Here is a 26,993-nt window from a genome sequence, read left to right on the forward strand (position 1 = left end):
CGGTGTAACGGATCGTGTGGCGGCGGACAAGGGCTTCGCGGTCGATCACGAGGGGACTCCGGGGCTGAGGGCAGACGTGGTGGTGAAACGTTTGTGCAGATCCTTGCCAACGCCGTTACCATCCGAGGATGGTGACGCTGCGGGATGTGGCCGGCCACGCCGGGGTATCGGTGTCGGTGGTCTCACGCGTGCTCAACTCCGACCCGTCGATCCGGATCCGCCCCGAGACCCGCAGCCGGGTGCTCGAGTCGGCGCGGCTGCTGCGCTACGCGCCGAACTCCGCGGGACGTTCGCTGCGCCGCTCGCGCACGCACCTGCTCGCGCTCGTGGTCCCCGACGTCACGAACGCCACCTTCACCGACCTGGTGAACGGGGTGGAGTCCCGGGCCCTCGACCATGACTATTCGGTCCTGCTCGCGTCCAGCCCGCGGATGCAGCCCGGCAGCGACGGGTTCAACCGGCTCCTGAACGAGCGGCTGGTGGACGGCGTGCTGCTGCAGAAGGGGGACGAGGCGCCGATCGAGCTGGTTGCCCGGGCGCTGTCCCACCCCGAGCGGACCGTCCTGATCAACTCCGGCCCGGTGTCCGGCGTCGCCACGATCGCGATCGACGACGTCGCCGCGGGCGTGCTCGCCACCCGCCACCTGCTGGACCTCGGGCACACCGGCATCGGCTACGTCGGCGGCGTCCCGGCCTCCGACACCAGCGACCGGCGGCAGGCCGGGGTGGTGCGCACGCTCGCCGACGCGGGCCTGACGCTGGCCCGGGAGCACACGACGGCGCTGGGCTACACCTACCGGTCCGCCCGGGACGCGGCCCGGTTGCTGCTCAGCCGCCAGCCGGCCCCGACCGCGCTCGTGGTCGGCAACGTCAACGCCGGGATCGGGGTGCTCACCGAGGCGGCCCAGATGGGCATCCGGGTGCCGGACGAACTCTCCGTGGTGGCGATCCACGACATCTGGCCGGCGATCACCTGCGCGCCGGCCCTGACCACGGTGCGGCTGCCGATGGCGAGCATGGGGGCAACCGCGGTGGACGTCCTGCTCGCCGGGCTCGAGACCTCCGACGGCGACGGCACCGACACGACCAGTCGGGTGGTCGACGACCCGGCCCCGGAGCTGGTGCTGCGCGCCTCGACCGCGCCGCCACCCGGCTCCTGACCGACCGTCCCACGCACTCCTCCGGCGCCGCGCGCTGCTCTCGGCCAAGGACGCGCAACTCGGTGTCCACGGCGCTGACCTAGTACCCGCCGCATCGAGATCGCACACCTGCGGGTCCGATCTCAGGGGCGCAGGTACTAGGTCGACGGCGGAGGATCGGGCGGGGTTGGCGGCTTGGGGTTGCGCGGGGTTGGCGGCTTGGGGTTGTGCAGGGTCGACGGCGGGGGGTCGGGCTGGGAGGGCAGGCGGCCGTCCGCGTCGTGATAAACCGCGCAGCGCGCACCTCCCGCGCCGCGCACTGCTCGGTGTCCACGGCGCTGACCTAGCACATGCCGCATCGAGATCGCACGCCCGCAGGTCCGATCTCAGGAGCGCAGGTGCTAGGTCGACGGCGGGGGGCCGGGTGGGGGTGACGGCGGGGGGTCGGGCGAGGTCGACGGCGGGGGGCCGGGTGGGGGTGACGGCGGGGGGTCGGGCGAGGGTGACGGCGGGGGGTGCCGCGGGAGCGACGGCGGGGGGTCGGCTCACGGCAGCGGGTGGCCGCCGGCCCGGCTCGCCTCGTGCGCGGCCTCCAGCACGGCCATCGTGCGCAGCACGTCAGAGGCTGCGGTCGGCAGCGTCCGGGACGCTCCGGTGACGTAGCGCTGGAGCGCACCCATGGTGGCGCCGAAGGCGTCCGGGAACCAGGACCCCTCGACCTCGACGGCCCGCCACCCGGTGCCGGTGTTGACCTCGAGCAGGTCCGGCCCGCCGCGGGGGTAGTCCAGCAGCAGGCCCAGCTGGGCGCGGATCGCCCCCGCGGTGCCGTGCCACAGCACGGCCGCCTCCTGGTGCTCGGGCCCGAACGTGTGGTCGTGGTTCGTGCTGATCGTGACCCGCAGCGGCCGGTCCGCGTAGTGCAGGAGGTACGCGCTGCGGGTGCTGGCCAGCGGCTTGTCCGGGTGCCGCACCGTGACCGCGCTGACGCCGGACGGGTCGCCGACGAACGAGCGCACCAGGTCGACGTAGTGGACCGAGTGCATCGGCATCTCCATCCGGTCGAGCTCGAACACGCTGGGGAACAGCTCCCAACGGGTCTCGACCCGGACCAGGACCTCGAGGTCGATCAGCTCACCGATGGCGCCGTCCGCGATCAGCCGGCGGGCGGCGGCCACGTGCGGCGCGAACCGCAGCTGGGTGTTCACCGAGGCGGTGAGCCGCTTGCGCCCGATGAGGTCGACGAGCTCGCGCGCCTGCGCGTGGGTGTAGCCGAGCGGCTTCTGGAGCTGCACCGCCGCGCCGTCGGGCAGGGCCTCGAGGATCGAGGCGAACGCACCGGGCATGACCGCCACGTCGTAGACGACCCCGGTCCCGTGGGCGGCCACCGCGGCCGCGATGTCCGGGTGAGTGGTCGGCACGCCGAACTCCGCGGCCAGCTCGCGGGCCCGGTCGACGTCGAGGTCGACGACGGCCGCGACCGCCAGGCCCGCCTTGCGGTAGGCGGGTAGGTGCGCGTCCCGAGCGATCCCGCCGGCGCCCACCAGGACGATCGGCAGCGCCCCGGCGGGCAGGCCCCCGCGACCGGTGGGGTCGACCAGGTAGGCGGGGTCCGGCTCGCGTTCGGGGAGCATCAGGCGCCGAGTCCGTACACGCGGGTGGCGGTGCCGCGGCGCAGGGCCAGGGCCTGTTCCCGGGGCAACCGGTCGACGGCCCCCACCAGCACGCTCATCGTGGCGTCGGCGCCGCCGGAGACCGTGCTCACCGGCCAGTCGCTGCCGAGCATCAGCCGGTCCGGCCCGAACGTCGCGAGCGCGATGGTCAGCACCGAGTCCAGCTGCTCGGGGGTGACCGCCCCGGCGGCAGGTTCGGCAGGTTCGGCAGGTTCGGCAGGGTAGATCCCCGAGACCTTCGCGACCACGTTCGCCAGCGCCGCCGCGTCGGCGAGTCGGTCGGTCCAGCGGCGGTAGTCGTCGTCGCGTCCGACCGGTGGCTTGCCGAGGTGGTCGAGGACCACGGTCAGCCCGGGGTGTTCTCCGGCGAGCGTGACGACGTTCTCCAGGTGCCGCGGCAGCACCGACACGTAATCGAGCGGGACGCCGGCCTCCTCGAGGAGCCCGATGCTTCGGCGTTGCTCGGCGCCGAGGATCCAGTCCGGGTCCGGCCGGTCGTGGCTGAGGTTGCGGACCCCGACGAATCCGGCGGTCGCCGCCAGGCGCGGCAGTTCCCGCGCCACGGTGTCCGGATCCTCCAGCGGCAGGTAGCACACGGCTCCGGCCAGGCGGGGCTCGGCCGCGACCAGCTCAAGCAGGTAGGTGGTCTCGTCGAGGGTCTCGTCCGCCTGCACCAGGATGGCACGCTCCACGCCGTAGGGCGCCAGCGCCGCGAGGCCCTGCTCGAGGGGGTGGTCCGACCGCAGCGGCTCGGGGGCGCCGTCGAGCCATCGATACCGGGACCGGGACCGGTCCCAGACGTGCAGATGGGTATCGATCACACGTGTTCACCTCGCTTGTTGACGAGCTTGTTGACGACGTACAGGTGCACCAGGGACAGCACGGTATCGCCGTGCTGGTTGGTGACCGTGACCCGCTCGTCGACGCGGCCGAGCTCGGACCGGCGCGGGTGGTCGGTCACCTCCACGATCTCGGCCTCGACCGTGATCGTGTCGCCCAGGAACACCGGCTTGACGAACCGGATCCGGTCGTACCCGTAACTCATCGCCTGCGGGTTCACGTCGCCCGCGGTCATGCCGACGGCGACCGAGACGATCAGGGTGCCGTGCGCGATCCGGCCGGCCAGCCCGGCCTCCTCCACGCACCAGCGCTCGTCCATGTGGTGCGGGAAGAAGTCGCCGGTCTGCCCGGCGTGCAGCACCACGTCCGCCTCGGTGATCGTGCGCCCCAGGGTGCGCCGCACCTCCCCGACCTCGTACTGCTCGAGGTACCGGTCAACCACCTGCATGTGCCACTCCCAACGCTGTGAACATCCGGTCCAGGTCCTCCAGCACCGGGGCGGCCGGCTCGCGGCCGGTCAGACCGCGGTGCACGCGCTCGCAGGCCGCGTCCTGCACGGCCATGTAGCCGGGGTGCTGTGGCCGCAGACTCGCCAGCTCCAGGGTGCGGCGGGTGTCGGCGAAGAATCCGCCGGTCAGCTCGTGGAGGCCCGCATCGGACCAGGCGGCCACGTGCCCGGGCTGCCCGCCGCCGAGGGCGTACACGCCCCGTTGGGCCTCACCGGAGGCGACCCAGGTCGCGAACGCGATCGCCTCCGCGGGGTGCTGGGTGCGAGCGGACACGGCCAGCCCGGCGCCGCCGAGCATCGAGCCACGGGGCTCCCCGTCGATCTCGGGGATGTCCCTCCAGTGCACGGGGTGGTCGCGGAAGCCCGGCCGTGCGTAGTTGCTGTACCCGTAGAGCAGGGGGGCGTAGGCCCACCGGTCGGAGGTGGCCAGCCGGTCGGCGGTCTGGATCGGGTTCTCACCCAGGCAGGCCTCGGGCACGAGGTCGCGCAGCCGCCCGAGCAGGTCCCACGCCCGCGCGAAGGCGTCCGGGTCCGCGAAACCGGACCGTCCGGCGTCGGCGCCCTGCAGCCCGGAGGTGAGGGTGAACGTCGAGGCGAAGGCGTCGATCGGCTTCGCAGGCCAGAGCACCGCTCCGGCGCGGGCGAGGTCGAGGACCTCCGGCCACGTCCGCGGCGGCGCCGGCAACAGGTCGGGCCGGTACGCCGCGACCTGCGCGGCGGCGTCGATCGCCAGGCCGTACTGTGCGCCGTCCCACCGGTAGCTGGAGAAACTGCGACCGACGAACGCGGCCGGCCCCTCGCCGTCGGGCAGCGCCGCCAGCAGCCCGGCCCGGGCCGCCTGCGGGATGTGCGGGTGATCGATCACGAGCAGGTCGTAGGACTCGGCCAGCGACTCCAGGCCCTGGTCGGCGAACGCCTGCAGGGAGCGGACCTCCCAGGTGACCTCGACGTCGTGGCCGGCGGCGGTGTGGGCGGCGGCGGCCGCCACGACGCTGTCCCGGCCACGCTCGTGGTCCCACGTCATGCCGCGCAGCCGGACGGTCACGGCACGCTCCCGGCCACCGGCTCCCGGTTCGGCGCCAGCTCCTCGCGGACCCGGTCGGTGTCCGCGCCGAGCAGTGGTGCGGCGTCGCCGCCCCAGAGCCGCTCGCCGTCGAGGCGGATCGGCAGCCGGGTGGTGGTGACCTCGGTGCGCGTACCGTCCGCCTCGTCGCGCCGCAGCGTCTGCACCATGTCGATCGCCCGGAACCCCTCGTGCGCGACGAGTTCGTCGACGGTGTGCAGCGGCGCGCACCACACGTCGGCGGCATCCAGGACCTCGAGCCAGGCCGCGGTGCTGCCGGTCCGCAGCCGGGCGGCGAGCAGCTCCTCGATCCGGCCGCGCTGCTCCCACCAGGTCTCCGGGTCGGTCAGCTCGACCAGCTCGGGGATCTCCAGCAGGGCGCCGAGCTGGGGCACCGGGTTCATCGCGATCGACAGGTACCCGTCGGCGGTCGGGTAGACGCCGTAGGGGGCGGGCAGGTAGGTGTGCGCGCTGTGCGGGCCGCGGGGCCGCGGGGTGACCGCCTCCGGCTGCGTCATCCGCACCGAGAGCATCTCGAACTGCAGGTCGAGCATCGCCTCCAGCAGGGACGTCTGCACCTGACCGCCGACTCCGGTGCGCAGCCGCCGCAGCAGCAGAGCCGTGATCCCGTGCGCCAGGTGGCAGGAGGCCAGGTGGTCCGCGATCGAGATCCCGAACGGGCTGGGGTCCGGGTCCGCCTGCAGCCACGGCAGGCCGGAGATCGACTGGGCGAGCAGGTCCTGGCCGGGGCGGTCACGCCAGGGCCCGTCGTCGCCGTACCCCGTTATCGAGCCGTAGACCACGCCGGGGTTGACCTCCCGGACCGTCTCGTAGTCCAGGCCGAGCCGGGTCATCACCCCGGGACGGAAGTTCTCCACGACCACGTCGGCCTGCTCCACCAGTTCCCGCACGAACGCGAGCTGCTCGGGGTCCTTGAGGTCCGCGGCCACGCTCTGCTTGCCGCGGTTCATCGCGTGGAAGGACACGGTGTCCTCGCCCGCCCGGGCCCCGGCGAAGGCCAGGCCACGGCCGATGTCCCCGATGCCCGGGCGTTCGATCTTGATGACCCGCGCGCCGAGGTCGGCGAGCCGCAGCGCGGCCACCGGCCCGGCGAGGAACTGGCTGAAGTCGAGGACCAGGAATCCGTCCAACGGGCGGGGCAGGCCCGGCTGGGAGGCTGTCATGAGGGTCGCTCCTGGGAGAGGTCTGAGGCGGTCAGGCGCACGGTCGCACCGGGGGGTAGCTCGAGCAGACGTTCATGCGCCCCGTCCACCACCCGGAGCCGGCGGGTGGCGGGGGCATCGGAGGTGATCCGGACCTCGGTGAGCCGGCCACCGCGCCAGCTCAGGTCGACCTCCAGGTCGCCGCGGGCGCGCAGGCCGCGGACGTCGCCGTCGGGCAGGTCCGGCGGGAGCGCGGGCAGCAGGTCGAGGTACCCGGCGTGCGACTGGAGCAGGCACTCGGTGAGTGCGGCGACCACGCCGAGGTTGCCGTCGATCTGGAACGGTGGGTGCGCCGAGAAGAGGTTGCGGTAGAGGCCGCCCCGCCACCGACCACCGGTGGGGCCGGGCTCGATCTCCACGTTCCGGCGCACGAACAGGTCGAGGAGCCTGCCCACGGCCTCCGGTTCGCGCAGCCGGGCGCGCATCGCGAGCTTCCAGGCGAGCGACCAGCCGGTGCCCTCGTCGCCACGGGCGTCCAGGCTGCGACTCGCCGCCGCGGCGTGGAGGTCCGACGGCGGCACGTCGGTCGGGTGGATGCCGACCAGATGGGCGATGTGTCGGTGGTGCGGGTCCGCCATCTCCTCGACGTCGCCCCACTCGCGCAGCAGGCCGTCGGGGTCGACGCCGACCGACGCGATCCGGGGCAGCGCCGCCTCGGCCTCGGCGCACAGCGCCTCGCTCCCGGCGCGCAGCCCGTACGTGTCCCCCAGTCGCAGCAGCGAGCGGAGCAGGTGCCGGGACAGCTCGAGGTCCATCGTGGCGTCGGCGGCCACCGAGCTGGTGCGGTCGGTGCCGGGGGCCACGAACCGGTTCTCCGGTGACGTGGACGGGGACGTGCCGAGGGTGCCGTCCGGCCGTGGCTCCAGCCAGTCGAGGACGAACCTGGCCGCGCCGCACAGGGTCGGCCAGAACCGCCGGGCCGCCTCGGGGTCGTGGCTGAAGGTGACCCGGTCGACGAGGTGGGAGGTCAGCCAGACCCCGGCGAACGGCCAGAATGCCCAGGCCGGGTCGTGGGTGCCGTCGCCCATCGGGTCGGCGAACGCCCAGATGTCGCTCGCGTGGTGCGCGACCCAGCCCGAGGAGCCATAGATCCGCGTGGCGGGTTCCCGGCCCCGCTCGGCGAACGCCTCGACCAGGTCGAACAGCGGCTCGGCGCACTCGGGCAGGCTGGTGGTCTCGGCGAGCCAGTAGTTCATCTCGAGGTTGATGTTCATCGTGAAGTCCGAGCTCCACGGTGGTTGTCGCTGCTGGTTCCAGATCCCCTGCAGGTTCGCCGGTGTCCCACCCGGGCGCGAGCTCGAGATCAGCAGGTAGCGCCCGTACTGGAACAGCAGCGCGACCAGCTCGGGCGCGGCGCCGGCGTGGGCGCCGGCACCGTCGGCGGCCGCGTCGAGCAGGGCGTCGGTATCGGCCGCGGCACCCGGGGCCGGTTCGGGGGCGACGCCGAGCCGCAGCTCGGCGCGGTCGTAGAGCGCCCGATGGGCCGCGACGTGGTCGGCGTGGATCCGTTCGGTCCCGGCCGCGGCGGCGGTCCGGGCGAGCTCCCGGGCGCGGGCAAGCGCCGGCGCGACGTCGGCTCCCGGATCGTGCCCGAGCCGCGTGAAGGTCGTCCGCACGGCCAGGACCAGGGTGGCATCGCCGTCGACCTCCACGACCACGCCCGCGGGCGTGGCGCGGGTGCGCACGCCGTCACCGACGCCGCGGAGCACGACGGCGGCCTGCACGCCGCGCGGGTCGCTCGCCCACCGCACGGGGTCGGCTTCGCGCTGGTAGGCGGGCACGACGTCGTCCGGCGCCCGCACGACGGCCCAGGCCTCGGCCCCGTCGGCCCCGGCCTGTTCCAGGCGCAGTGGGGAGTCGAGCACGAACGAGACCGGTCGCCCCGAGGCGGAGACCTCGAGCACCAGGACCTGGTGGGGGGCGCTCACGTACGCGCGTTGGGACACGGCGGCGGCCCGGGTCCAGGCCGTCGCGGAGCGCAGGTCGAGGCCGCGGGCATACCCGGAGGCCGATCCGGGCGTGTCGACGTGGTCGCGTTCCGGGATCACCTCGGCCTGCGGCGCCGGCTCGGGGGTGGGAGCGCCCACCGTGCGGCGCAGCCTCGCCAGCGGCTGGAAGGACTGCGGGTAGGAGTGCTGCAGCGCCTGCAGCGCCTCCTCGGCGCCGACGTGGTCACCGGCCGCGATCGCCGCCCGCGAGGCCGCGATGGCGGCCCGGGCTGCCTCGGCGGTCACCGGGTGCTCCGCCGGTCGGCGCGGTGGTCCGGACCAGACCGAACCCTCGCTGAGCCAGACCAGCTCCTCCTGCTCGCCTCCATATACCATCGCGCCGAGCCGGCCGTCGCCGAGTGGCAACGCCTCGACCCACTCGGACGCGGGGCTGGCGAACTCGAGCCGGTGGACCGGATGGGCCGACGGCGTCGCCCGGCTCGGCGAGACCTCGGACGAGAACACTGACGACACCGTCACCTCGGAGAATCGATTTTACTGAGTGAGAGACACCATAGACGGTCCGAGGGCATGGCTGGCAACCCCTGTTCCGATTGGTATTGCAACTCAACGAGATTGCGGGGTTGCGCTCTCGTCGATCGACTGGCTAGCATCCAGACAAACGATTCACCTGACGACGAGGTCACAGGTGCGCGAGACCAGCCCCCCGGGAGCACGCGCCACGGCCAGCGCTCATCGAGAGGAGCCTTCAGCGGTGCACACACGGGCGTGGGAACAGCGATGACGCAGGCGCCACCCCTGCCGGCCCTGGCGGCGACCACCAAGCCGCCGGTCAGGCAGAAGCCGCGCCCCGGGCGTCTGCGCAGATCGGTCCGACGGCACTGGCAGCTCTACGTGCTGGTGCTGCCGCCGCTGGTCTACTTCGCACTGTTCAAGTACGTGCCGATGGCGAATGCGGTCATCGCGTTCAAGGACTACAACGTGATCGCCGGCATCTGGGCGAGCCCGTGGGTGGGCCTGGAGCACTTCGAGCGGTTCTTCTCGAACCCGATGTTCACCACGGTGGTCAGCAACACGTTCCTGCTGAGCCTGTACGCGCTGATCGCGAGCTTCCCGATCCCGATCATCCTCGCGCTCGCCCTCAACGAGGTCCGGTCGCGGTTCTTCAAGCGCACCGTCCAGATGGTCACGTACGCGCCGTACTTCATCTCCACCGTCATCGTCGTCTCGATGGCGATCCTGATCCTCTCGCCCCGCATCGGTCTGATCAGCGAGTTCACCGGGTTCTTCGGGCTGCCGACCACCGACTATCTGGCCCAGCCGGACTTCTTCCGCCATGTGTACGTCTGGACCGAGGTGTGGCAGACGGCCGGCTACTCGGCGGTCATCTACCTCGCCGCGCTGGCCGGGGTCGACCCGGGCCTCTACGAGGCGGCCAAGGTCGACGGCGCGAACCGGCTGCAGAAGATCTGGCACGTGGACCTGCCGAGCATCATGCCGACGGTGGTCGTGGTCCTGATCCTCTCCGTCGGCAGCATCATGGCCGTCGGCTTCGAGAAGGCGTTCCTGCTGCAGAACCCGCTGAACCTGTCGCAGTCGGAGATCATCGCCACCTACACCTACAAGATCGGCATCCAGAACGCCGACTTCAGCCTCGCGACCGCCGTCGGGCTGTTCAACTCGGTCATCAACCTCGTGCTGATGCTCAGCGTGAACGCCGTGTCCAAGCGTGTGACGGGAAGTGGGCTCTGGTGAGCATCGCAACGAGGGTCCGCGGGGCCGGCCGACCGACCCGGGTGCGGGAGTCCCGGGTGGACCGGTTCTTCCTGGTCGGCGTCTACATCCTGCTCGTCACGTTCCTGCTCGTGGTGCTGCTGCCGCTGTGGTACATCGTGGTCAGTTCCTTCAGCAGCCCCGCGGCGGTGTCCGCGGGCCGGGTCTTCCTGTGGCCGGTCGACTTCACGCTCCGCGGCTACCAGGTCGCGCTGAGCAGTCCGCAGATCCTCACCGGATTCGCGAACTCGATGATCTACACGGTCGTGGGCACGGCCATCAGTGTCACCCTCACCGTGATGCTCGCCTACCCGCTCTCGCGCGCGGACTTCGTGGGACGCAAGGTGCTCACCGGCGCCGTCGTGTTCACCATGCTGTTCGCGGGCGGGCTGATCCCCACCTACCTCGTGGTCCAGGCGATGGGGATGCTCGACACCCGCTGGGCGCTGCTGATCCCGAACGCGGTGGCCGTGTGGCCGGCGATCCTGGCGATCACGTACTTCCGGACCGCGATACCCGACGAGCTGCGCGAGGCGGGTGAGATCGACGGGGCGAGCGACCTGCGGATCCTGTGGAAGGTGGTGCTGCCGCTCGCCGGGCCGATGCTCGCCGTGATCGCACTGATGTACGCGATCGTGCAGTGGAACTCCTACTTCGACGCGTTGATCTACCTGCGCGACGACAGCCTGTACCCCCTGCAGTTGGTGCTCCGGAACATCCTGATCCTCAACAACGACGCCGGCGGCGATGCGACCTCGGCGCTGGAGCGGCAACAGCTCGCGAACCTCCTGAAGTATTCGCTCATCGTGGTCTCCACGGTCCCGATGATGCTGATCTACCCGTTCGTGGCCCGTTACTTCACCAAGGGCCTGCTCCTGGGGGCCGTCAAGGGCTGACCCCGGCCCCTGAGGCGCAGCCGTCCCACCCCACAACCATCGAGCCGTCGAACCCGGCGGCACCCCCTCACGACGAAGAGAGGCACCACATGACACGCCGCAACAGGACCGCGACGGCGATCGTCGCCGTCGGCGGGCTGGCCCTCACCCTCGGCGCCTGCGCGCCGCAGGCCGCGGAGCCCGTCGACGACGGCGTCATCACCATCTTCAGCCAGCAGGGCGCGGACTCGGATCTCAACACCAACGAGTTCACCCTCTTCCTCGAGGAGGAGTTCGACGTCGACCTGCAGTTCGAGACCACCACCTGGGATGCCGGCGCCGCGTCCGAGGCGCGCCAGATCGCCCTGGCGAGTGGCGACTACCCGGACGCGTTCCTGTTGATCCCGTGGGTCGACCAGTTCACCCAGGCCGAACTGGTCAAGTTCGGCGAGCAGGGCGTGGTCCGGCCGCTGAACGACCTGCTCGAGGACAACGCACCGAACCTGGTCGCGGCGTGGGAGGAGACTCCCGAGTGGGAGCAGCTCGCGACCGCACCGGATGGCAACGTCTGGGGTCTGCCGCAGTGGAACGACTGCTTCCACTGCACCTACCCGTCGAAGCTCTGGATGAACTCCGCATGGCTGGACGCGGTCGGGATGGAGCAACCGACGACCCCGGAGGAACTCACCGCGGTGCTGACCGCGTTCCGGGACTCCGACCCGAACGGCAACGGCCAGGCGGACGAGGTCCCGCTCTCCGGGTCGCCCGGCGCGAACTCGGTGCTGCCGTTCCTGATGAATCCGTTCGTCTACGTGCCCTCCTCCACCACCGACGGCTCGATCCCGGCCACGCTCGCACTCGATGGCGACACGGTCACCCTGCAGGCCACCCTCGACGGCTGGCGTGAGGGGCTGGGCTACATGAACTCCCTCTACGAGGAGGGCCTGGTCGACGAGGCGGCGTTCACGCAGAACCAGGACGCGCTGCTGGCCCTGGGCGACATCGCCGGGGACCCGATCCTCGGGGCCGCGACGGTCGGCCACCCCGGCGTGTTCGTCACCATCGGGCAGGAGGACGGCCGCGACGCGCAGTACAACCCGGTCGCCCCGCTGGCCGGTCCGAACGGGTCGCCCGCCTCGGAGCTGCTCTCGTCGGTGCCGGGCGGAACGCTCGTCATCACGAACAACGCCAGTGACGCCGACGCCGCGAGCCTGGTGCAGATCGTGGACTGGATGATCGACTACGACAACCACCTCCGGGCCGAGTGGGGCGAGGAGGGTGTCGCCTGGGACTACCCGGCCGAGGGTGACGTCGCGCTCGACGAGTCGCTCGAGCCGCTGTACCTGCGGCACCGGCTCAGCGGCGCCGAGGCGACCGAGAACGCCAACGTGGCCTGGGGTCCGCTCGCGCAGTACTACGGCAGCACGGAGTTCCGTGGCGCACAGGTGGTGTCCGAGGACATCTACGACCTGTCCGGGTACGAGCGTCGCCTGTTCGAGGCCACCGAGCCGTACGCCGAGAACAGCCCGACCGAGGCGTTCCCGTACTGGAACCTCTGGATCCCCGAGGAGGACTCCGCCGAGCTGGCGACGGCGCAGACCAACGTCGAGTCGCTGGTGCTGCAGGCCAGCGCCGAGTTCGTGACCGGCGTGCGCGACATCGACAGCGACGCGGACTGGCAGGCCTTCCAGGACGCGCTCGTCTCGAGCGGGAGCGACCGGTACCTGGAGATCTACCAGGCAGCCTGGGACGCCTCGAACTGACGAGGTGCCCCCGGACGGCGGCCCGGCGCGATGCGTCCGGGCCGCCGTCGTGCACGCCGTCAGGCAGGGCCTCGCGCCGTGGGGCGGGCCGTGCTGCCCGAGGCAGTCGCCGGTGGCCAACTGCTTCGGGTGAGACGTTCTGCCTTGGTGGACGCATATCCATTCACTAGCGCACAGACTTGACAGCCTTCGAGATCGCTGCCTACCATCGCGGTTGAATCGCTTCACTTCATCCCCCGGCATCACCCGTTTCGAGGAGGAAACATGTCCGCAAGGATCCGCAGACGGCGGACGCGCCTGGTCCCCGCCCTGGCCGGGCTCGCCGCCCTGTCCATGGTCGCCGTGGCCTGTGCGCCCGCTGGTGGGAACGCCGGCGACGGCGGCGGTGACGCCGACGGCGGGGCCACCGAGTTCACGTTCCTGACCACCGTGGAGAACCCGCAGATCCGGGACGAGCTCACCCGGCTCAGCGAGAACCAGTGCTCCGCCGAGAACGAGGCGCTGCCGCTCGTGGTCGACACCATCCCGCAGGCCGACGTGAACCAGCGGGTCTCCGTGCTGGCCAGCCAGGACGCGCTCCCGGTCATGTTCGTCTCGCCCACCAGCGAGTCCAAGGTCGGCGGCGACATGTACGAGTCCGGCGCGCTGCTCGACCTCGAGGAGACCCTGACCGACCTGGGGGCCTGGGAGGACGTGCTACCCGCGGCCGCCTCCACGGTGAACACGATCTACGGGGACATGGTCTCGCTGCCGTTCCAGTACAACATCGAGGGCTTCTGGTACAACAAGGCGATCTTCGCCGAGAACGGTCTCGAGGTGCCCACCACCTGGGACGACTTCACCGAGGCCGCCGCGACGCTGCAGGAGGCCGGCGTGCAGCCGCTCACCGCCTCCGGCGGACAGGGCTGGACGATCACCCGGTACATCAGCACCTACCTGGCCCGGGCCCACGGCGTGGACGCCCTCGCCCAGGTGAGCGACGGGGCGGCGAGCTTCACCGACCCCGACTACCTGGTCGCCGCTCAGGAACTCGCCGGCCTCGGCGAGGCCGGCTACTTCGGCCAGGGCATCGTCTCCCGCGACATGGACACGGTCACGGCCGAGTTCTTCGGAGGCTCTGCCGCGATGATGTACAACGGCTCGTGGGTGCTCTCCAACGTCTACGACGAGGAGGACAACACCGTCGGCGTGGACAACATCGGCTTCTTCCCGTTCCCCGAGGTCACCGGCGGCGCCGGCAGCATCGACGACTACCCGGCCAACACCGGCACCGTGACCGCCGTGTCCGCGGCGCTGTACAACGACAAGGTCGGCGACTGGCTCGCGTGCATCGCCGAGAACTACGGCTCCAGCCTCCTGGAGAACCAGGGCGCGATCTCCGGGTTCGCGCAGAACACCGAGGTCGAGGGCGTCGAGCCGCTGGTCGCCGAGATCACCGAGCGGATGGCGAGCGCCGAGGATGCGGTGATCTGGCTCGAGGGGCCGTTCGGACAGCGCTTCGGCGACGCGGCCGGCCTGAGCGCGGGCAGCCTGGTCGACGGCGGGATCTCGCCCGAGGACTACATGGCCCAGATCCAGGACGCGGTCGAGGCGGAGTAACCGGACCGACCACCGACGGTGGGTGCGCACACCACGCGGCGCACCCACCGCCGTCGGGCCCGAGCCTGTGACGGAGCCGTCACGGCCCGCCCGGAACACAGACAGCGGCGGCCCGCGGGCCGCCAGACGCGGAAGGCGCACACATGAGGGACGTCCTCGGGGACCGGAAGGCGATCGTCATCCTGCTCGCCCCCGCGCTGGCCTTCTACACCCTGATCAAGCTCGTCCCGATCCTCTGGTCGCTCGGGCTCACGTTCTTCGACGGCAACGTGCTGCGCGGCTACGAGCCGGTCGGCTTCGACAACTTCACCCGCCTGGTCAACGACGCGGTGTTCTGGGAGGCGACGGCGTTCACGCTCAAGTACGCGCTGGTCGCCACCGTGCTGCAGGTGGCCGCGGGCTACCTGTTGGCGATCCTGTACGTGTTCGTGCTCCGCAAGGGGTCGGCGCTGCTGCGCACGGTCGTCTTCTTCCCGGTGATCCTGCCCACCGTGGCCGTCGGTGTGCTGTTCAAGCGACTGTTCGGGATCCACCCCACTCCAGGCCCGGTGAACTCGCTGATCGAGTCGTTCGGCGGCCAGTCGCTGGACTGGTTCGCGAGCGGTGACACCTCGTTCCTGGTGCTGATCCTCATGGACGTCTGGCGCTCGATGGGCTTCTTCGCCGTGCTGCTGTACGCCGGGCTGGTCGACATCCCGGAGGAGGTGATCGAGTCCGCCCGGATGGACGGGGCCAAGGGGGCCCGGCTGATCCGGCACATCGTGCTGCCGCTGTCCCTGCCGGTGCTGTTGTCCGCGGTGGTGTTCGCGGTCAACTCCACGCTCAAGGTCTTCGACTCGATCCTGGCGGTCACGAACGGCGGCCCGGGCACCGAAACCCAACCACTGACCCTCTACATGTACCGCACCGTGTTCACCTACAACGAGTACGGCTACGGCTCCACGCTCGCGCTCGCCCTGACCATCATCGCGTTCGCCGTGACGATCGTGATCTTCCGTTCCGCCCGCAAGGACGTCACCGCAGATAAGGCGGCCAGCCGATGACCACCCTCGCCCCGGCCCGTCACCTGCCGCAGACGTCCGCTCCGGCGCCGCAGCGGCGGCGCACCGGCGGTGCCCGCCGGTTCCTCGCCCGGCTCCCGATCCGGCTGCTCGTGGTGGCGATCGTCGCCATCGAGGTGCTGCCGATGATCTGGATGCTGCTCAGCTCGTTCAAGACCCAGAACGAGTTCGTCACCGGGTCGGTGTGGGCGCTGCCGAGCTCGTGGGACTTCGGCAACTACATCGAGGCCTGGGTCACCGGGGACTTCGCCTCGAACGTGCGGAACTCGATCATCGCCACCGTGCCGGCCCTGTTCTTCCTCCTGCTGTTCGGGGTGGCGGCTGGGTTCGCGCTCGAGGTGATGGTCTGGAAGGGCCGCTCGACGATCCTGCTGATGTTCGTGGCCGGCATCATGATCCCCGGGCAGATGCTGCTCGTGCCGCTGTTCATCACCTACTTCAACCTGGGCCTGACCCAGACGATCTGGCCGCTGATCCTCACCTACATCGCGATGGGGCTGCCGCTGACCGTGTTCATGATGGCCGCGTACTTCCGGGCCATCCCACGGGAGGTCTTCGAGGCCGCGACGATCGACGGCGCCGGGATGATCCGCTCGTTCTGGCTGATCGGGCTACCGATGATCTCCAACGCGATCCTGACCATCGGCCTGGTCCAGTTCTTCTCGATCTGGAACGACCTGCTCGTGGCGCTGACGTTCGTCACGAACCGGGATCTGGCCACCATCCAGGTGGGCCTGCTGAACTTCAGCGGCGAGTACGGTGCGATGCAGTACGGTCCGTTGTTCGCCGCGATCTGCCTGAACGTGTTCGGCACGCTCGCGGTGTTCCTGTTCCTCAGCAAGAAGATCATGGCGGGGATGGCTTCCGGTGCGCTCAAGGGCTGACACACTCCTGACCCCGTCCCCGGTGACGCTCGGCACGTCCGGTCTCGGGCACGGGGCCGACGCCGCCGCCGACGCCGCAGACGTCGCTGCGGCCAGGGCCCTGCTCACCGGCGGTCACACCCTGATCGACACCGCGAACATGTACGGCGGCGGCCGCTCCGAGGTGATCCTCGGCCGGGCCATCGCCGAACTCGGCGGGGTCCCCGCCGGCGTGCAGGTGATCTCCAAGGCGGACCGGGACCTGGCCACCGGCACGTTCGACCGGGACCGGGTGCTCCGCTCGTTCGAGGAGTCCACCGCCAGGCTCGGCCTGGACACGCTGCCCCTGTATCAGTTGCACGACCAGTACACGATCACGTTCGCCGAGGCCATGGGGCCAGGCGGTGCCGTGCAGGCGCTCGTCGAGCTGCGCGAGCAGGGCGCCGTCGGAGCCATCGGCGTGGCCGCCGGCCCGACGGCGATGCTCGCCGACTACGTCCGCACCGGTGTGTTCGAGGTACTCCTGACCCACAACCGGTACACGCTCGTCGACCGCTCCGCGGCCGGCCTGATCGCCGAGGCCGCCGAGCGCGGCATGACCGTGTTCAACGCCGCCCCGTTCGGGGGCGGACTGCTCGCCGCCGGTGCCCGCCCCGGCGCGACGTACGCCTACCGGGCCGCGCCGGACGCGTTGCTGGCCTGGGTGACCCGGCTCGAGGAACTCTGCGCCGGGTTCGGGGTGCCCGTGGCCGCCGTCGCCCTGCACTTCTCCGCTCGCAACCCCCGCGTCGCCTCGACCGTGGTGGGCGTGCGCTCACCCGAGCGCCTCGCGCAGACGGACGCCCTGCTCGCCACCGAGGTGCCCGAGGAACTCTGGGCCGAGATCGACCGACTCGGCACCCCGCCGTCGACCCTGGACGACTGAACCCATGCAGACCACCACCGGCGCCGCCCGCGCCGCTGCCCCGACCGTGCCCGCCGCCGACCCGGCTGGGTCGCGCGTGCTCCCGTACCACGACGATCCGGTGCCCGGTGCGGGCCGGCGCCGACCCCGCGCGCAGTTCGCCTCGGACGCCGCGAGCCTGAGCCTGAACGGTGACTGGGCCTTCACCCTCGCCCCGACCGCCGCCGGGACCGGAACGGCACTGCCCGACCCGGACCTGGACGACTCCGGCTGGGGCCGCATCGACGTGCCCTCGCACTGGGTGCTGCGCGGGCACGGCGACCCGCTCTACACGAACACCGCGTACCCGTTCCCGATCGACCCGCCGCACACCCCGACGGCGAACCCCACCGGGGACTACCGGCGCACCTTCACGCTGCCCGCCGGGTGGCGCGCCGAGGGCACCGTGCTGCGGTTCCAGGGTGTCGACTCCTGTGCCGCGGTGTGGCTCAACGGGGTGGAGCTCGGGCACTCCAAGGGCAGCCGGCTGCCGTTCGAGTTCGACGCCGGCGCCGCCCTGCGGCCGGGTCGCAACGTCCTCGCCGTGCGGGTGCACCGGTGGTCCTCGGGCAGCTACCTCGAGGACCAGGACATGTGGTGGCTGCCCGGGATCTTCCGGGACGTGGAGCTGCTCGAGCGGCCCGCCGGTGCCCCGGACGACGTGTACGTGCACGCCGACTACGACCACCACACCGGAGCCGGCACCCTGCGGGTCGAGGCCACCGACGCCGTCGGCGTGGCGGTCGAGGCCCTGGTGGACGTCCCCGAGCTCGGGGTGAGGAACCTGCCCGCCGGCACCGCGGTCACGGTCGAGGGCGTGCAGCCGTGGAGCGCCGAGGTGCCCCGCCTGTACGCCGGCACGCTGCGCGCCGGCGCGGAGACCGTGGACCTGGCGATCGGGTTCCGCACGGTCAGCGTGGCCGGAGGCGTGCTGCGCGTGAACGGTGTGCGGGTGCACCTGCGCGGGGTGAACCGGCACGAGCACGACCCGGACCACGGTCGGGCCCTGAGCCTCGAGACGATGCGGACCGACATCCTCATGATGAAGGCGCACAACATCAACGCCGTGCGCACCTCCCACTACCCCCCGCACCCGGAGTTCCTGCGCCTGTGCGACGAGCTCGGGCTGTGGGTGGTGGAGGAGTCGGACATCGAGACGCACGGGTTCATCTACGGCGGCTGGGCGGGCAACCCGCCGGACGAACCGGCCTGGACGCCCGCGCTGCTGGACCGCACCGCCCGGATGGTGGAGCGGGACAAGAACCACCCGTCCGTGATCATCTGGTCCCTCGGGAACGAGAGCGAGGGGGGCCGGGGCTTCGCCGAGATCGAGGAGTGGTTGCGCGAGCGGGACCCGAGCCGGCCGCTGCACTACGAGCGTGACCGCACCTACGCGCAGTCCGACTTCTACTCGCTCATGTACCCCTCCCTGGAGGACCTCGCCGCGATCGCCGAGCGCACCGAGGAGACCCCGGAGGCACTCGAGGAGGACGCCGAGGGTGAGCGCCGCCGTCGGGCGTTGCCGTTCCTGTTGTGCGAGTACGCGCACGCGATGGGCAACGGCCCCGGCTCGCTCGCGGACTACCAGGAGATCCTGGAGTCCTCGGACCGGATGGCCGGCGCGTTCGTGTGGGAGTGGATCGACCACGGGTTCCACGGCCGCACCCCGGACGGGGTCGAGTACCTGCGCCACGGCGGCGACATCGACTACCGGCCCAACGGCGGCTCCTACTGCATCGACGGGCTGGTCCGCCCGGACCGGGTGCCCTCGCCGGGACTGCTCGAGCTCGCGAAGGTCCTGGAGCCGGTCCGGTTCGCGATCGACTCCGGCACCATCACGGTGCGCAACCACTACGACGTGCTCTCCACCGACCACCTCGACTTCACCTGGGAACTCGCCCGGGACGGCGTTCCGGTCGCGGCCGGCCGGCTGGACGTGCCGGTGCTGGCGCCCGGGCAGGAGGTCCACCTGGGCCTGCCCGACGGCGCCGCCGGCACCGGTTCGCGCGGCGACGTGGGGGAGACCTGGCTGACCGTCTCGGCCCGGCTCGCGCGGGAAACACCGTGGGCCGACGCGGGCCATGAGGTCGGCTGGGGCCAGGCCCGGCTCGCCACGCCGCGACCCCCGGGGCTTGGGCAGAACGTTGCCGAGCCAGGAGGGCCTGAGGTTCTGCCCCGGGCGGACGGTGCTGCCCCGGCGGGTCAGGGGCAGGTGGTGGTGGGGTCGGCCGTCCTGGACGCCCGGACCGGGGAGCTCCTCACCCTCGGCGGACTGGAGGTGAGCGGGCTGCGCCTGGACGTCTGGCGCGCGCCCACCGAGAACGACAAGGGCCAGGGTGAGCTGAACAACCTCGCGAAGGTGTGGCGCGCGGTCGGGCTGGACCGGATGCTGCACTCGGTGCGCGACGTCGAGGCGGTCGACGGCGGAACCCGGGTCCGCGCCCGGCTCGCCCCGGCCACGCAGCCGTTCGGGCTCGACGTGGCGTACACCTGGACGGTGGCGGCCGCCCCGGTCCCGGCTGCGGGCCCGGCCGCGACCCTGACCGTGGACATCGCACCGTACGGCCCGTGGCACGAGACCCCGTACGGCAAGCACGAGGTGACCCTGCCCCGGCTCGGTGTGCGGCTCGGCCTGCCCGCGGCGCTGGCCCGGGCGACCTGGTTCGGGCCGGGGCCGGGGGAGTCGTACGTGGATTCCCGCGCCGCCGCGAGGGTGGGCCGGTACTTCTCGACCGTCGACGACCTCGGCTTCGAGTACGTGGTGCCCCAGGAGACCGGCAACCGTCACCTCGCTCGCTGGCTCGAACTCACCGGCGCCGGCACCCCCGGGCTGCGCGTGGACGGCTCCCCGACGTTCGACTTCACCGCCCGGCGCTGGTCCACGGAGGCCCTGGTCGCCGCGCGGCATCCGCACGACCTGCGCCCCGAGGACCGCCTGTACCTGCACCTCGACCTGGCCCAGCACGGACTCGGCAGCTCGTCCTGCGGGCCCGCCACGCCCGACCGGTACCGGATCCACCCCGAGCCCACCCGGTTCTCGCTGACGTTCAGCGTCCCGACCCAGAAGGAGCAGCAGCCATGACGTCCGCCGACCAGCCCGAGACCACCGGAGCCCTGGAGCCCTACGCGCTGCGCGTCGAGCACCTCGAGAACCCGATCGGACTCGACGAGCCGCGGCCCCGGTTCGCCTGGCGGCTGCGCACGAGCGAGCACGGCCGGGGCCAGGGCGCCTACCGCATCGTCGTCACCGGCCGCCGCGGCGAGCTCGCGTGGGACAGCGGCCGGGTCGAGTCCGCCGACCAGTTCGAGATCGGCTACGCTGGCGCCGCGCTGCGTCCGAACAGCGGCTACTCCTGGACCGTGCAGGTCTGGGACACACACGGCGCCGCCGGCGCGGGCGAGAGCGCCACCTTCGAGACCGGTCGGCTCGGGCGGCCGTGGGTCGCTCGCTGGATCGGTCGCGACCGTCGGGACCGGGCCGCGTTCCTGGCGCCGGCCGACGACGACCTCACCTGGAACACCCGCGGCCTGCCGGCGCCGTCGTTGCTGCGCACCACGTTCGAGACCCAGCGCGCCGTGACCACGGCCCGCCTGCAGATCACCGCCCGCGGTCTGTACGAGGCCCGCATCAACGGTGAACTGGTCCACGACACCGCGCTCAACCCGGGCTGGACCGACTACCAGCGCCGGATCTTCTACCAGACCTACGACGTCACCGACGCCGTGCGGACCGGCGCGAACGCCATCGGGGTGGTCCTCGCGGACGGCTGGTGGAGCGGCTTCGTCGGCTACGACGCCCGCAACGCCGGCCGGCTCTACGGCGACGCGCCGGCGCTGCTCGCCGAGCTGCACCTGACCCTCGCCGACGGCTCCACCCAGGTGATCCGCACCGACGAGACCTGGCGCGAGTCCGCCGGGGAGTGGCTGCACGCCGACCTGCTCATGGGGGAGGGCGTCGACGCCCGCCGGCGCCCGGAGGGCTGGGACGCCCCGGGCTTCGACGACGCGCACTGGCGCCGGGCCCGGGCCCTCGGCGACGACACCGCGAACGTCACCGGGGCCACCGCCCCGCCGATCCGCACGGTCGCCGAGGTGGCGCCGGTGAGCGTGCGGACCGACGCCGACGGCGGCGCCGTGATCGACTTCGGCCAGAACCTCGTGGGCCACCTGCGCCTACGGATCCGGGGCGCCGCCGTCGGGCAGTTCCTCGAACTGACCCACGCCGAGACGCTCGACGCCGACGGCAACCTGTACCGGGAGAACCTGCGCCGCGCGGAGGCGCGTGACCTCTACTACGCCCGCGGCGACGCCGAGGAGACGTTCGAGCCCCGGTTCACGTTCCACGGCTTCCGGTACGCCCGGATCGCCGGGCTCGGCGCCGACCTGGACCCGGCGGACGTGCGGGCGGTGGTGCTCAGCAGCGACCTCGAGGAGGTCGGCAGCTTCGACTGCGACAACCCCGACGTGCTGCAGATCGTGTCCAACACCCGGTGGAGCCAGCGCGGGAACTTCCTGTCCGTGCCCACCGACTGCCCGCAGCGCGACGAGCGGCTCGGCTGGCTCGCCGATGCGCAGGTGTTCGCGCCCACGGCCGCTCGGGCCAGCGACGTGTCCGCGTTCTTCGCGACCTGGATGGTGGACGTGGTCTCCGGGCAGAGCCCGGACGGCGCGTTCGGTGACATCGCCCCCGCCGGCCCGTGGATGGGCGAGGGCGCGCCCGCCTGGGGCGACGCCGGCGTGATCATCCCGATGATGCTGTTCGACACCTACGGCGACCGGCGCCAGCTCGAACGGTCCTACCCGGCGATGGTGCGCTGGATCGAGCACGTCCGCGGCGCGAACCCGGACCTGCTCTGGCGCCGACGGGTCGGTTCCAACTACGGCGACTGGCTGCACACCGGCCCCGAGACGGCCCGGGACGTGCTCGCCACCGCGTACTTCGCGAACTCGACCTCGCTCGTGGCCCGGGCAGCCGCCGTCCTCGGCCGCCCCGACGACGAACTGGCGTACACCGCGCTCGCCCAGCAGATCCGGGACGCCTTCGTCGCCGAGTTCGTGCGCGAGGGGAGCATCACCTCCGACACCCAGACCTGCTACCTGCTCGCCCTCGATTACGACCTGCTCCCGCCGGACCAGGTCCCGGGCGCCGTCGACAGGCTCGTGGCGCTGGTCCGTGAGGCCGGGAACCGGCTCACCACCGGGTTCGTGGGCGTCTCGAAGATCTGCCGGGTGCTCAGCGCCCACGGCCACGACGACCTCGCCCAGGCGCTGCTGGTCCAGGAGGAGTACCCGAGCTGGCTGTTCCCGATCCGGCAGGGCGCCACCACGATCTGGGAGCGCTGGGACGGGTGGACCCCCGAGGGTGGGTTCCAGTCCGCGAACATGAACTCCTTCAACCACTACAGCCTCGGCGCCGTGGTCGACTGGATCTACGCGACCCTCGGCGGCATCGACCGGGCACCCGGTTCGGTCGCCTACCGCGAGGTCCTCGTGCGGCCCCGCCCGGGCGCCGGCGTGAGCCGCGCGTCCGCGACCCAGGAGACCCCGCTCGGTCGGGTCGCGACCTCGTGGGAGCTCGTCGACGGCCGGTTCAGCCTGGACGTGGAGCTCCCGCCGGGAGCCCGCGGCGTGCTCTCCCTCCCGACGGCGGAACTCGCCTCGGTCTCCGACGGTTCCGGCGGCGCCGTGGCCGGGGCGGCCTCGGTCGGCCCGCACGGGGAGGTCGAGCTGCGGGTGCCCGGCGGGCGGCACAGGCTGGTGGTGGACGGGGTGGTCGTGGACGGGGTGGTCGTGGACGGGGCCGCCGCGGGTCTGGTGATGCACTCCGCGTAGTTCTCGGGTGCGATGGATGTCGAGAACGTTCGGTCGGCTCCGTCTCCGGGGTACGAGGCACCGAACGGGCCCCGACCACACCGAAGGAGTGACCCATCGTGGAACCCAACGAGATCGCCGAGATCCTGAACCGCCCGCTGAGCCAGGAGCTCCTGGCCCGTGACCTGCTCCGGATGGCCTACGTCGCGAAGGACGGCACGCCGCGGAACATCCCGGTCGGATTCGCCTGGAACGGGACCGAGATCGTCGTCTGCACCCCCACGAACGCGGCGAAACTGGTGTCCCTGCGGCACAACCCCGCGGTGGCGCTGACGATCGACACCGAGGTGCACCCGCCGAAGATCCTGTTCATCCGCGGCCGGGCCGAGCTGGACGAGGTGGAGGGCATCCCGGAGGAGTACCTCGAGATGAACGGCAGCTACCGGATGACCCCGGAGCAGCGGGTCGAGTGGGAGGCCGGGGTGCGAGACCTCTACGACCGGATGGTCCGGATCGTCATCACCCCGACCTGGGCCAAGCTCATCGACTTCGAGACCACCCTGCCGAGCGCCGTCGAGGAGCTGATCCAGCGGCAGGCCGAGCGGCAGGGCGCCTCGAACCAGCCGCGCGCCGCCGACTAGCCGCGCGCCAGTACCTCGGCGGCCCGGCGGACACCGAGCTCCGGGCTGGTCAGGACCGGCACGTCCACGCTCACCGTCGCGGCCGCCCCGGCCATCGAGGCCTGGGCCAGCACCACCACGTCCGCCTGCGCGGCCCACTCGACGATCGCGGCGCCGACCAGTTCGTCGTGGCGGGCCCGGTCACCACCGGAGACCGCCTCGAACGCGCCCGCCACGATCACCTCGTGCAGTTCCGGCGACCGCGCGGCCAGCTCGGCGCGCTCACGCAGCAGGGCCGCCGTGGGGGCCAGCGTGGTGGGCAGCGTCGCGATCACGGCGATCCGCGCCCCGGCACCGATCGCCTCGTCCGCCATCGCCTCGTCGATGCGCAGCACCGGCACGCCGAGCTCGTCGGCCAGGCCGGCCGCGTACCCGGAGATCGAGGAGCAGGAGAACATGATCGCGTCGGCCCCGGCGGCCCGCGCGGCCCGGCCCAGGTCGAGCAGGCGCTCGCGGACGCCGGTGCCCTCGGCGTCCCGGCCGAGGTCGGCGACGATCTTGTCGTCGAGCAGGTGATGGGCCTCCACCCCCGGCAGGTGCCTGGCGGCGAGCTCGGCGATCGTCGGGATCACGACGGCGCCGGTGTGGATGAACGAGATTCGGGTCATGGTGGAGCCTCCGTGCTTTCTGGGCCGTGTCGGGAGGTGCCGGTCACCGCAGCCGCGGCAGCCAGACGGACATCTCGCCGGGGCCGCGGTTGGCCCAGCGGGCGTAGGGGACGAGGGTCAGCGGCAGCGGGGCCGGGTCCTCCTCGCGCAGCTCCCCGTAGAGCGAACCGGCCGCGACCGGGCTCGGGATCCGGACCGCGTCCGTGTGCAGGGTGACGTAGTCGGTGAAGATGCCCTCGCCGTCGGCCTCCCGCCACCGTGCACCCGCCGGGACGTACACGGACTCCACGCCCACGCCGTCGGGCAGGTCCGCGCTCTCCACGCAGTACACGAGGGGCCCCCGCACGATCGCGACCTGGTTCGTGGCCTCCTCCACGAAGTGGTGGGCGACCATGGTGCGGGTGCGCAGCGGGATCTCGACGAGGACCTCGGAGTCGGACCAGGTGCGCTCGATCACCGCGTAGCCGCCCTCGACGGCCGAGGTCGCCTCGCCGTCGACGGCCACCGTGGCCTCGGGGGCCCAGCCCGGGATCCGCACGCGCAACTGCGCCCGCACCGGCCGCTCGGCGCGCACCCGGATCCGGACGGTCCCCTCGCTCGGGTAGCGGGTGGTCTGGGTGACCTCGACGGGCACGTCACCGACGGTGAGGGCCGCGGTGCCGGGCAGGAACTGGTGCACCCAGAGCGCATCGGGGGAGCGCGAGTACACGTAGTACGGCAGTTCCGCGATCACCCGGGCGATGTTCGGCGGGCAGCAGAAGCAGTTCGTCATGTACTCCTGGCGCAGCCGGTTGTCCGAGGCCGGGGGCGTGGTCCGCTCCGGGTCGCCGGCCCGGCGCATCTGGTAGGGCAGGTCCCGGACCGCGCGCAGCGGGTTCGTGTAGAAGTAGCTGGACCCCTCGGCGCCGATCATCGCCGGCAGCGAGTTGAACAGGACCCGTTCGATCTCGTCGGCGTATTTCGCCTCGCCCGTCAGGGCGAGCATCCGCCAGGACCACAGCACGAACCCGAGGGTCGCGCAGGACTCGTTGTACGCCGTCGTCTGCGGCAGCTGGAACGGCCGCCCGTACGCCTGGTGCGTCTTCGTGATCGTCGAGTAGTCCTGCCCGGCGTCCGGGGAGGCGCCGTCGTACACGGCGCCGCAGCCGCCGGTCAGGTACAGCTTCGCGGAGACCACGTCCTGCCAGAGCGCCTCGACGGCCTCACGGAAGGCGGGATCGCCGGTCTCCAGGGCGTAGTCGGTCATGCCGGCGAACAGGTAGTTCGCGCGGACGGCGTGCCCGGTGGCCACGTGCTGGTCCTGCACGGGGTGGACGTCCTGGTTGTCGTCCCCGCCGGCGCCGCCCTTGCCCCCGTGCAGCTCGAGCAGGCGGCGGGCGAGGTCGAGGTAGCGGGAATCGCCGGTGCTGCGGTAGACCTCGATCGTGCCCATGTAGTGCGACGGGCAGATGTTGCAGTCGGCGAGCGCCTCGGGCTGCTCCTGCGCGGCGCGGACCAGGAAGTCGGCCGCGCGCAACGCCGCCGCGTAATAGGTGTCCGAGCCGGTGAGCCGCTTGTGCAGGCAGCCGAGCGTCATCAGGTGCCCGAGGTTGTAGGTCTCGAACTGGAGCCGGTCGGTCAGCGGGCGGACGTCCTCGCCGCGGTTCGCGGCGATGGTGGTCCGCGTGTGCACGTACCCGTCCGGTTGCTGCGCCGCGACGATCGCGTCCGCGGCCTCGGCCACCCGGTCGGCCAGGCCCGGGGCGTCCGGCTCGGCGACGACGGCGGCCTCGAGCCACTTGTACAGGTCGCCGTCCATGAACGGGGCGGCGTGGTGCTCGCCGGTCGCGCGGCCGGCCGCGATCCGGAAGTTCTCCACGGCGTGGGCGATCTCGGGGTCGAACATCAGGTCGCCCATCGAGGGGATCGTCACCTCGAGCGCGTTCGTGCGCAGTCGCCCGAGCGGTCCGTGGCCGTCCAGGGAGACCGACGACGGCGGCAGGGACGTCATCACGGCGTGCGGGCTGGCGGTGGTGTCGGTCAGCATCGGGCTGGGGTCTCCATCGGGTCGCTGGTGGCGGAGGTGGTCGTCGCCCGGCCGAGCCGGACGTCCTCGAACAGGTCGGGGTGGCCCATCTGGCCGCCCTTGAGCACCATCTCGGTGCCGTCGTACGCGGCGCCGGGGGCGTGCGCGCGGCACAGCGCCACATTGCCCCACGGGCGAGACTCGATGCCGAGGGCGCCCACGCCGAGCGCGCGCAGGAGGTGCCCGCTGGTGTCGCCCCCGCAGACGACCAGCCGGGTGCGCGGTGCGGCGGACAGCCGGGCCCGGCCCACCTCCGCAAGGCCCGCGACCACGTCGTCGGACGACACGGACCGGCCGCCCGGGGTGCTCGAGTGGAACACCGTGCTCGCGCCGCCGACATGGGCGGCGATCGCCCGCTCGACGGCGTCGGCCTCGCGCAGGTCGAGCGCCGTCCAGCCGGCGGCCACGGCCGCCCGGATCTGGTCCCAGGTCCGCCCCGACCGGCGCGCGGAGTCGGTGCCGGAGCTTTCCGCGGCCCTAGCCGCGTTCGGGCCGCCCCGATGAGGTTCGGCTTCTACGGCGACGACTTCACCGGATCGGTGGACGCGCTGCTGCAGCTG

The 26,993-nt window shown here is 72.1% G+C and carries 20 protein-coding genes; 11 read left to right on the top strand and 9 right to left on the bottom strand.

Features of this window, described 5'->3' with window-relative positions; translation table 11 throughout:
• Positions 1–128: 128 nt before the first annotated feature.
• On the top strand, positions 129–1,160 hold the full coding sequence (locus EXU48_RS10220) for a LacI family DNA-binding transcriptional regulator (RefSeq protein WP_133107531.1): 1,032 nt from the start codon (positions 129–131) through the stop codon (positions 1,158–1,160).
• Positions 1,161–1,684: 524 nt separating this feature from the next.
• Here the strand turns inward: EXU48_RS10220 and EXU48_RS10230 are convergent.
• From EXU48_RS10230 to EXU48_RS10255, 6 genes are read right to left on the bottom strand one after another with little or no spacing between them, the layout of a single operon-like run.
• Complete coding sequence (locus tag EXU48_RS10230) at positions 1,685–2,770, bottom strand: Gfo/Idh/MocA family protein (protein ID WP_133107532.1); 1,086 nt, start codon at positions 2,768–2,770, stop codon at positions 1,685–1,687.
• Entirely contained in the window at positions 2,770–3,630 is an 861-nt protein-coding gene (locus EXU48_RS10235; RefSeq protein WP_133107533.1) for an amidohydrolase family protein, read from the bottom strand. Before EXU48_RS10235 ends, EXU48_RS10230 begins: the two co-directional genes overlap by 1 nt.
• On the bottom strand, positions 3,627–4,097 hold the full coding sequence (locus tag EXU48_RS10240; protein WP_133107534.1) for a MaoC family dehydratase: 471 nt from the start codon (positions 4,095–4,097) through the stop codon (positions 3,627–3,629). Before EXU48_RS10240 ends, EXU48_RS10235 begins: the two co-directional genes overlap by 4 nt.
• A complete protein-coding gene (locus EXU48_RS10245) occupies positions 4,084–5,202 on the bottom strand; it encodes an extracellular solute-binding protein (RefSeq protein ID WP_133107535.1) in 1,119 nt (372 codons plus the stop codon). Before EXU48_RS10245 ends, EXU48_RS10240 begins: the two co-directional genes overlap by 14 nt.
• Entirely contained in the window at positions 5,199–6,404 is a 1,206-nt protein-coding gene (locus EXU48_RS10250; protein ID WP_133107536.1) for a CaiB/BaiF CoA transferase family protein, read from the bottom strand. Before EXU48_RS10250 ends, EXU48_RS10245 begins: the two co-directional genes overlap by 4 nt.
• The gene (locus EXU48_RS10255) at positions 6,401–8,905 is read right to left on the bottom strand and encodes a glycosyl hydrolase family 95 catalytic domain-containing protein (protein WP_165962753.1); all 2,505 of its coding nucleotides are present in this window, start codon (positions 8,903–8,905) and stop codon (positions 6,401–6,403) included. Before EXU48_RS10255 ends, EXU48_RS10250 begins: the two co-directional genes overlap by 4 nt.
• 267 nt (positions 8,906–9,172) lie before the next feature.
• Between EXU48_RS10255 and EXU48_RS10260 the strand changes: the two genes are divergently transcribed.
• The 10 genes from EXU48_RS10260 to EXU48_RS10305 all read left to right on the top strand — a co-directional run bounded on the left by EXU48_RS10260 (position 9,173) and on the right by EXU48_RS10305 (position 23,721).
• On the top strand, positions 9,173–10,147 hold the full coding sequence (locus EXU48_RS10260; protein ID WP_133107538.1) for an ABC transporter permease: 975 nt from the start codon (positions 9,173–9,175) through the stop codon (positions 10,145–10,147).
• Positions 10,144–11,061, top strand: coding sequence for a carbohydrate ABC transporter permease (locus EXU48_RS10265; RefSeq protein ID WP_207947686.1), 918 nt, complete (start codon positions 10,144–10,146; stop codon positions 11,059–11,061). Before EXU48_RS10260 ends, EXU48_RS10265 begins: the two co-directional genes overlap by 4 nt.
• An 89-nt stretch (positions 11,062–11,150) precedes the next feature.
• Entirely contained in the window at positions 11,151–12,803 is a 1,653-nt protein-coding gene (locus EXU48_RS10270) for a type 2 periplasmic-binding domain-containing protein (protein ID WP_133107539.1), read from the top strand.
• A 264-nt stretch (positions 12,804–13,067) separates the two neighbouring features.
• A complete protein-coding gene (locus EXU48_RS10275) occupies positions 13,068–14,402 on the top strand; it encodes an ABC transporter substrate-binding protein (protein WP_133107540.1) in 1,335 nt (444 codons plus the stop codon).
• Positions 14,403–14,545: 143 nt separating this feature from the next.
• A complete protein-coding gene (locus EXU48_RS10280; RefSeq protein WP_133107541.1) occupies positions 14,546–15,445 on the top strand; it encodes a carbohydrate ABC transporter permease in 900 nt (299 codons plus the stop codon).
• On the top strand, positions 15,442–16,347 hold the full coding sequence (locus EXU48_RS10285; RefSeq protein WP_133107542.1) for a carbohydrate ABC transporter permease: 906 nt from the start codon (positions 15,442–15,444) through the stop codon (positions 16,345–16,347). Before EXU48_RS10280 ends, EXU48_RS10285 begins: the two co-directional genes overlap by 4 nt.
• Positions 16,331–17,251, top strand: coding sequence for an aldo/keto reductase (locus EXU48_RS10290; RefSeq protein WP_133107543.1), 921 nt, complete (start codon positions 16,331–16,333; stop codon positions 17,249–17,251). Before EXU48_RS10285 ends, EXU48_RS10290 begins: the two co-directional genes overlap by 17 nt.
• A gap of 4 nt (positions 17,252–17,255) precedes the next feature.
• Positions 17,256–20,351 (top strand): glycoside hydrolase family 2 TIM barrel-domain containing protein, encoded by a 3,096-nt coding sequence (locus EXU48_RS10295; protein ID WP_133107544.1) that lies wholly within the window; start codon positions 17,256–17,258, stop codon positions 20,349–20,351.
• Entirely contained in the window at positions 20,348–23,101 is a 2,754-nt protein-coding gene (locus EXU48_RS10300) for an alpha-L-rhamnosidase (protein WP_133107545.1), read from the top strand. The genes EXU48_RS10295 and EXU48_RS10300 overlap by 4 nt, the downstream gene beginning before the upstream one ends.
• A 98-nt stretch (positions 23,102–23,199) precedes the next feature.
• Positions 23,200–23,721 carry a pyridoxamine 5'-phosphate oxidase family protein gene (locus EXU48_RS10305; protein WP_133107546.1) on the top strand — a complete coding sequence of 174 codons (522 nt, stop codon included), beginning with the start codon at positions 23,200–23,202 and terminating at the stop codon, positions 23,719–23,721.
• Here EXU48_RS10305 and EXU48_RS10310 read toward each other — a convergent pair.
• From EXU48_RS10310 to EXU48_RS10320, 3 genes are all read right to left on the bottom strand, one after another.
• Entirely contained in the window at positions 23,718–24,368 is a 651-nt protein-coding gene (locus EXU48_RS10310) for an aspartate/glutamate racemase family protein (RefSeq protein ID WP_133107547.1), read from the bottom strand. The two genes, EXU48_RS10305 and EXU48_RS10310, sit on opposite strands and share 4 nt — an antisense overlap.
• 43 nt (positions 24,369–24,411) lie before the next feature.
• A complete protein-coding gene (locus tag EXU48_RS10315; protein WP_133107548.1) occupies positions 24,412–26,394 on the bottom strand; it encodes a glycoside hydrolase family 127 protein in 1,983 nt (660 codons plus the stop codon).
• A partial coding sequence (locus EXU48_RS10320; RefSeq protein WP_328591637.1) for a nucleotide-binding domain containing protein occupies positions 26,388–26,993 on the bottom strand: 606 nt, incomplete at its 5' end. The genes EXU48_RS10315 and EXU48_RS10320, both read right to left, overlap by 7 nt.

The organism is Occultella glacieicola (assembly GCF_004353825.1).
GTDB classification, from domain to species: domain Bacteria; phylum Actinomycetota; class Actinomycetes; order Actinomycetales; family Beutenbergiaceae; genus Occultella; species Occultella glacieicola.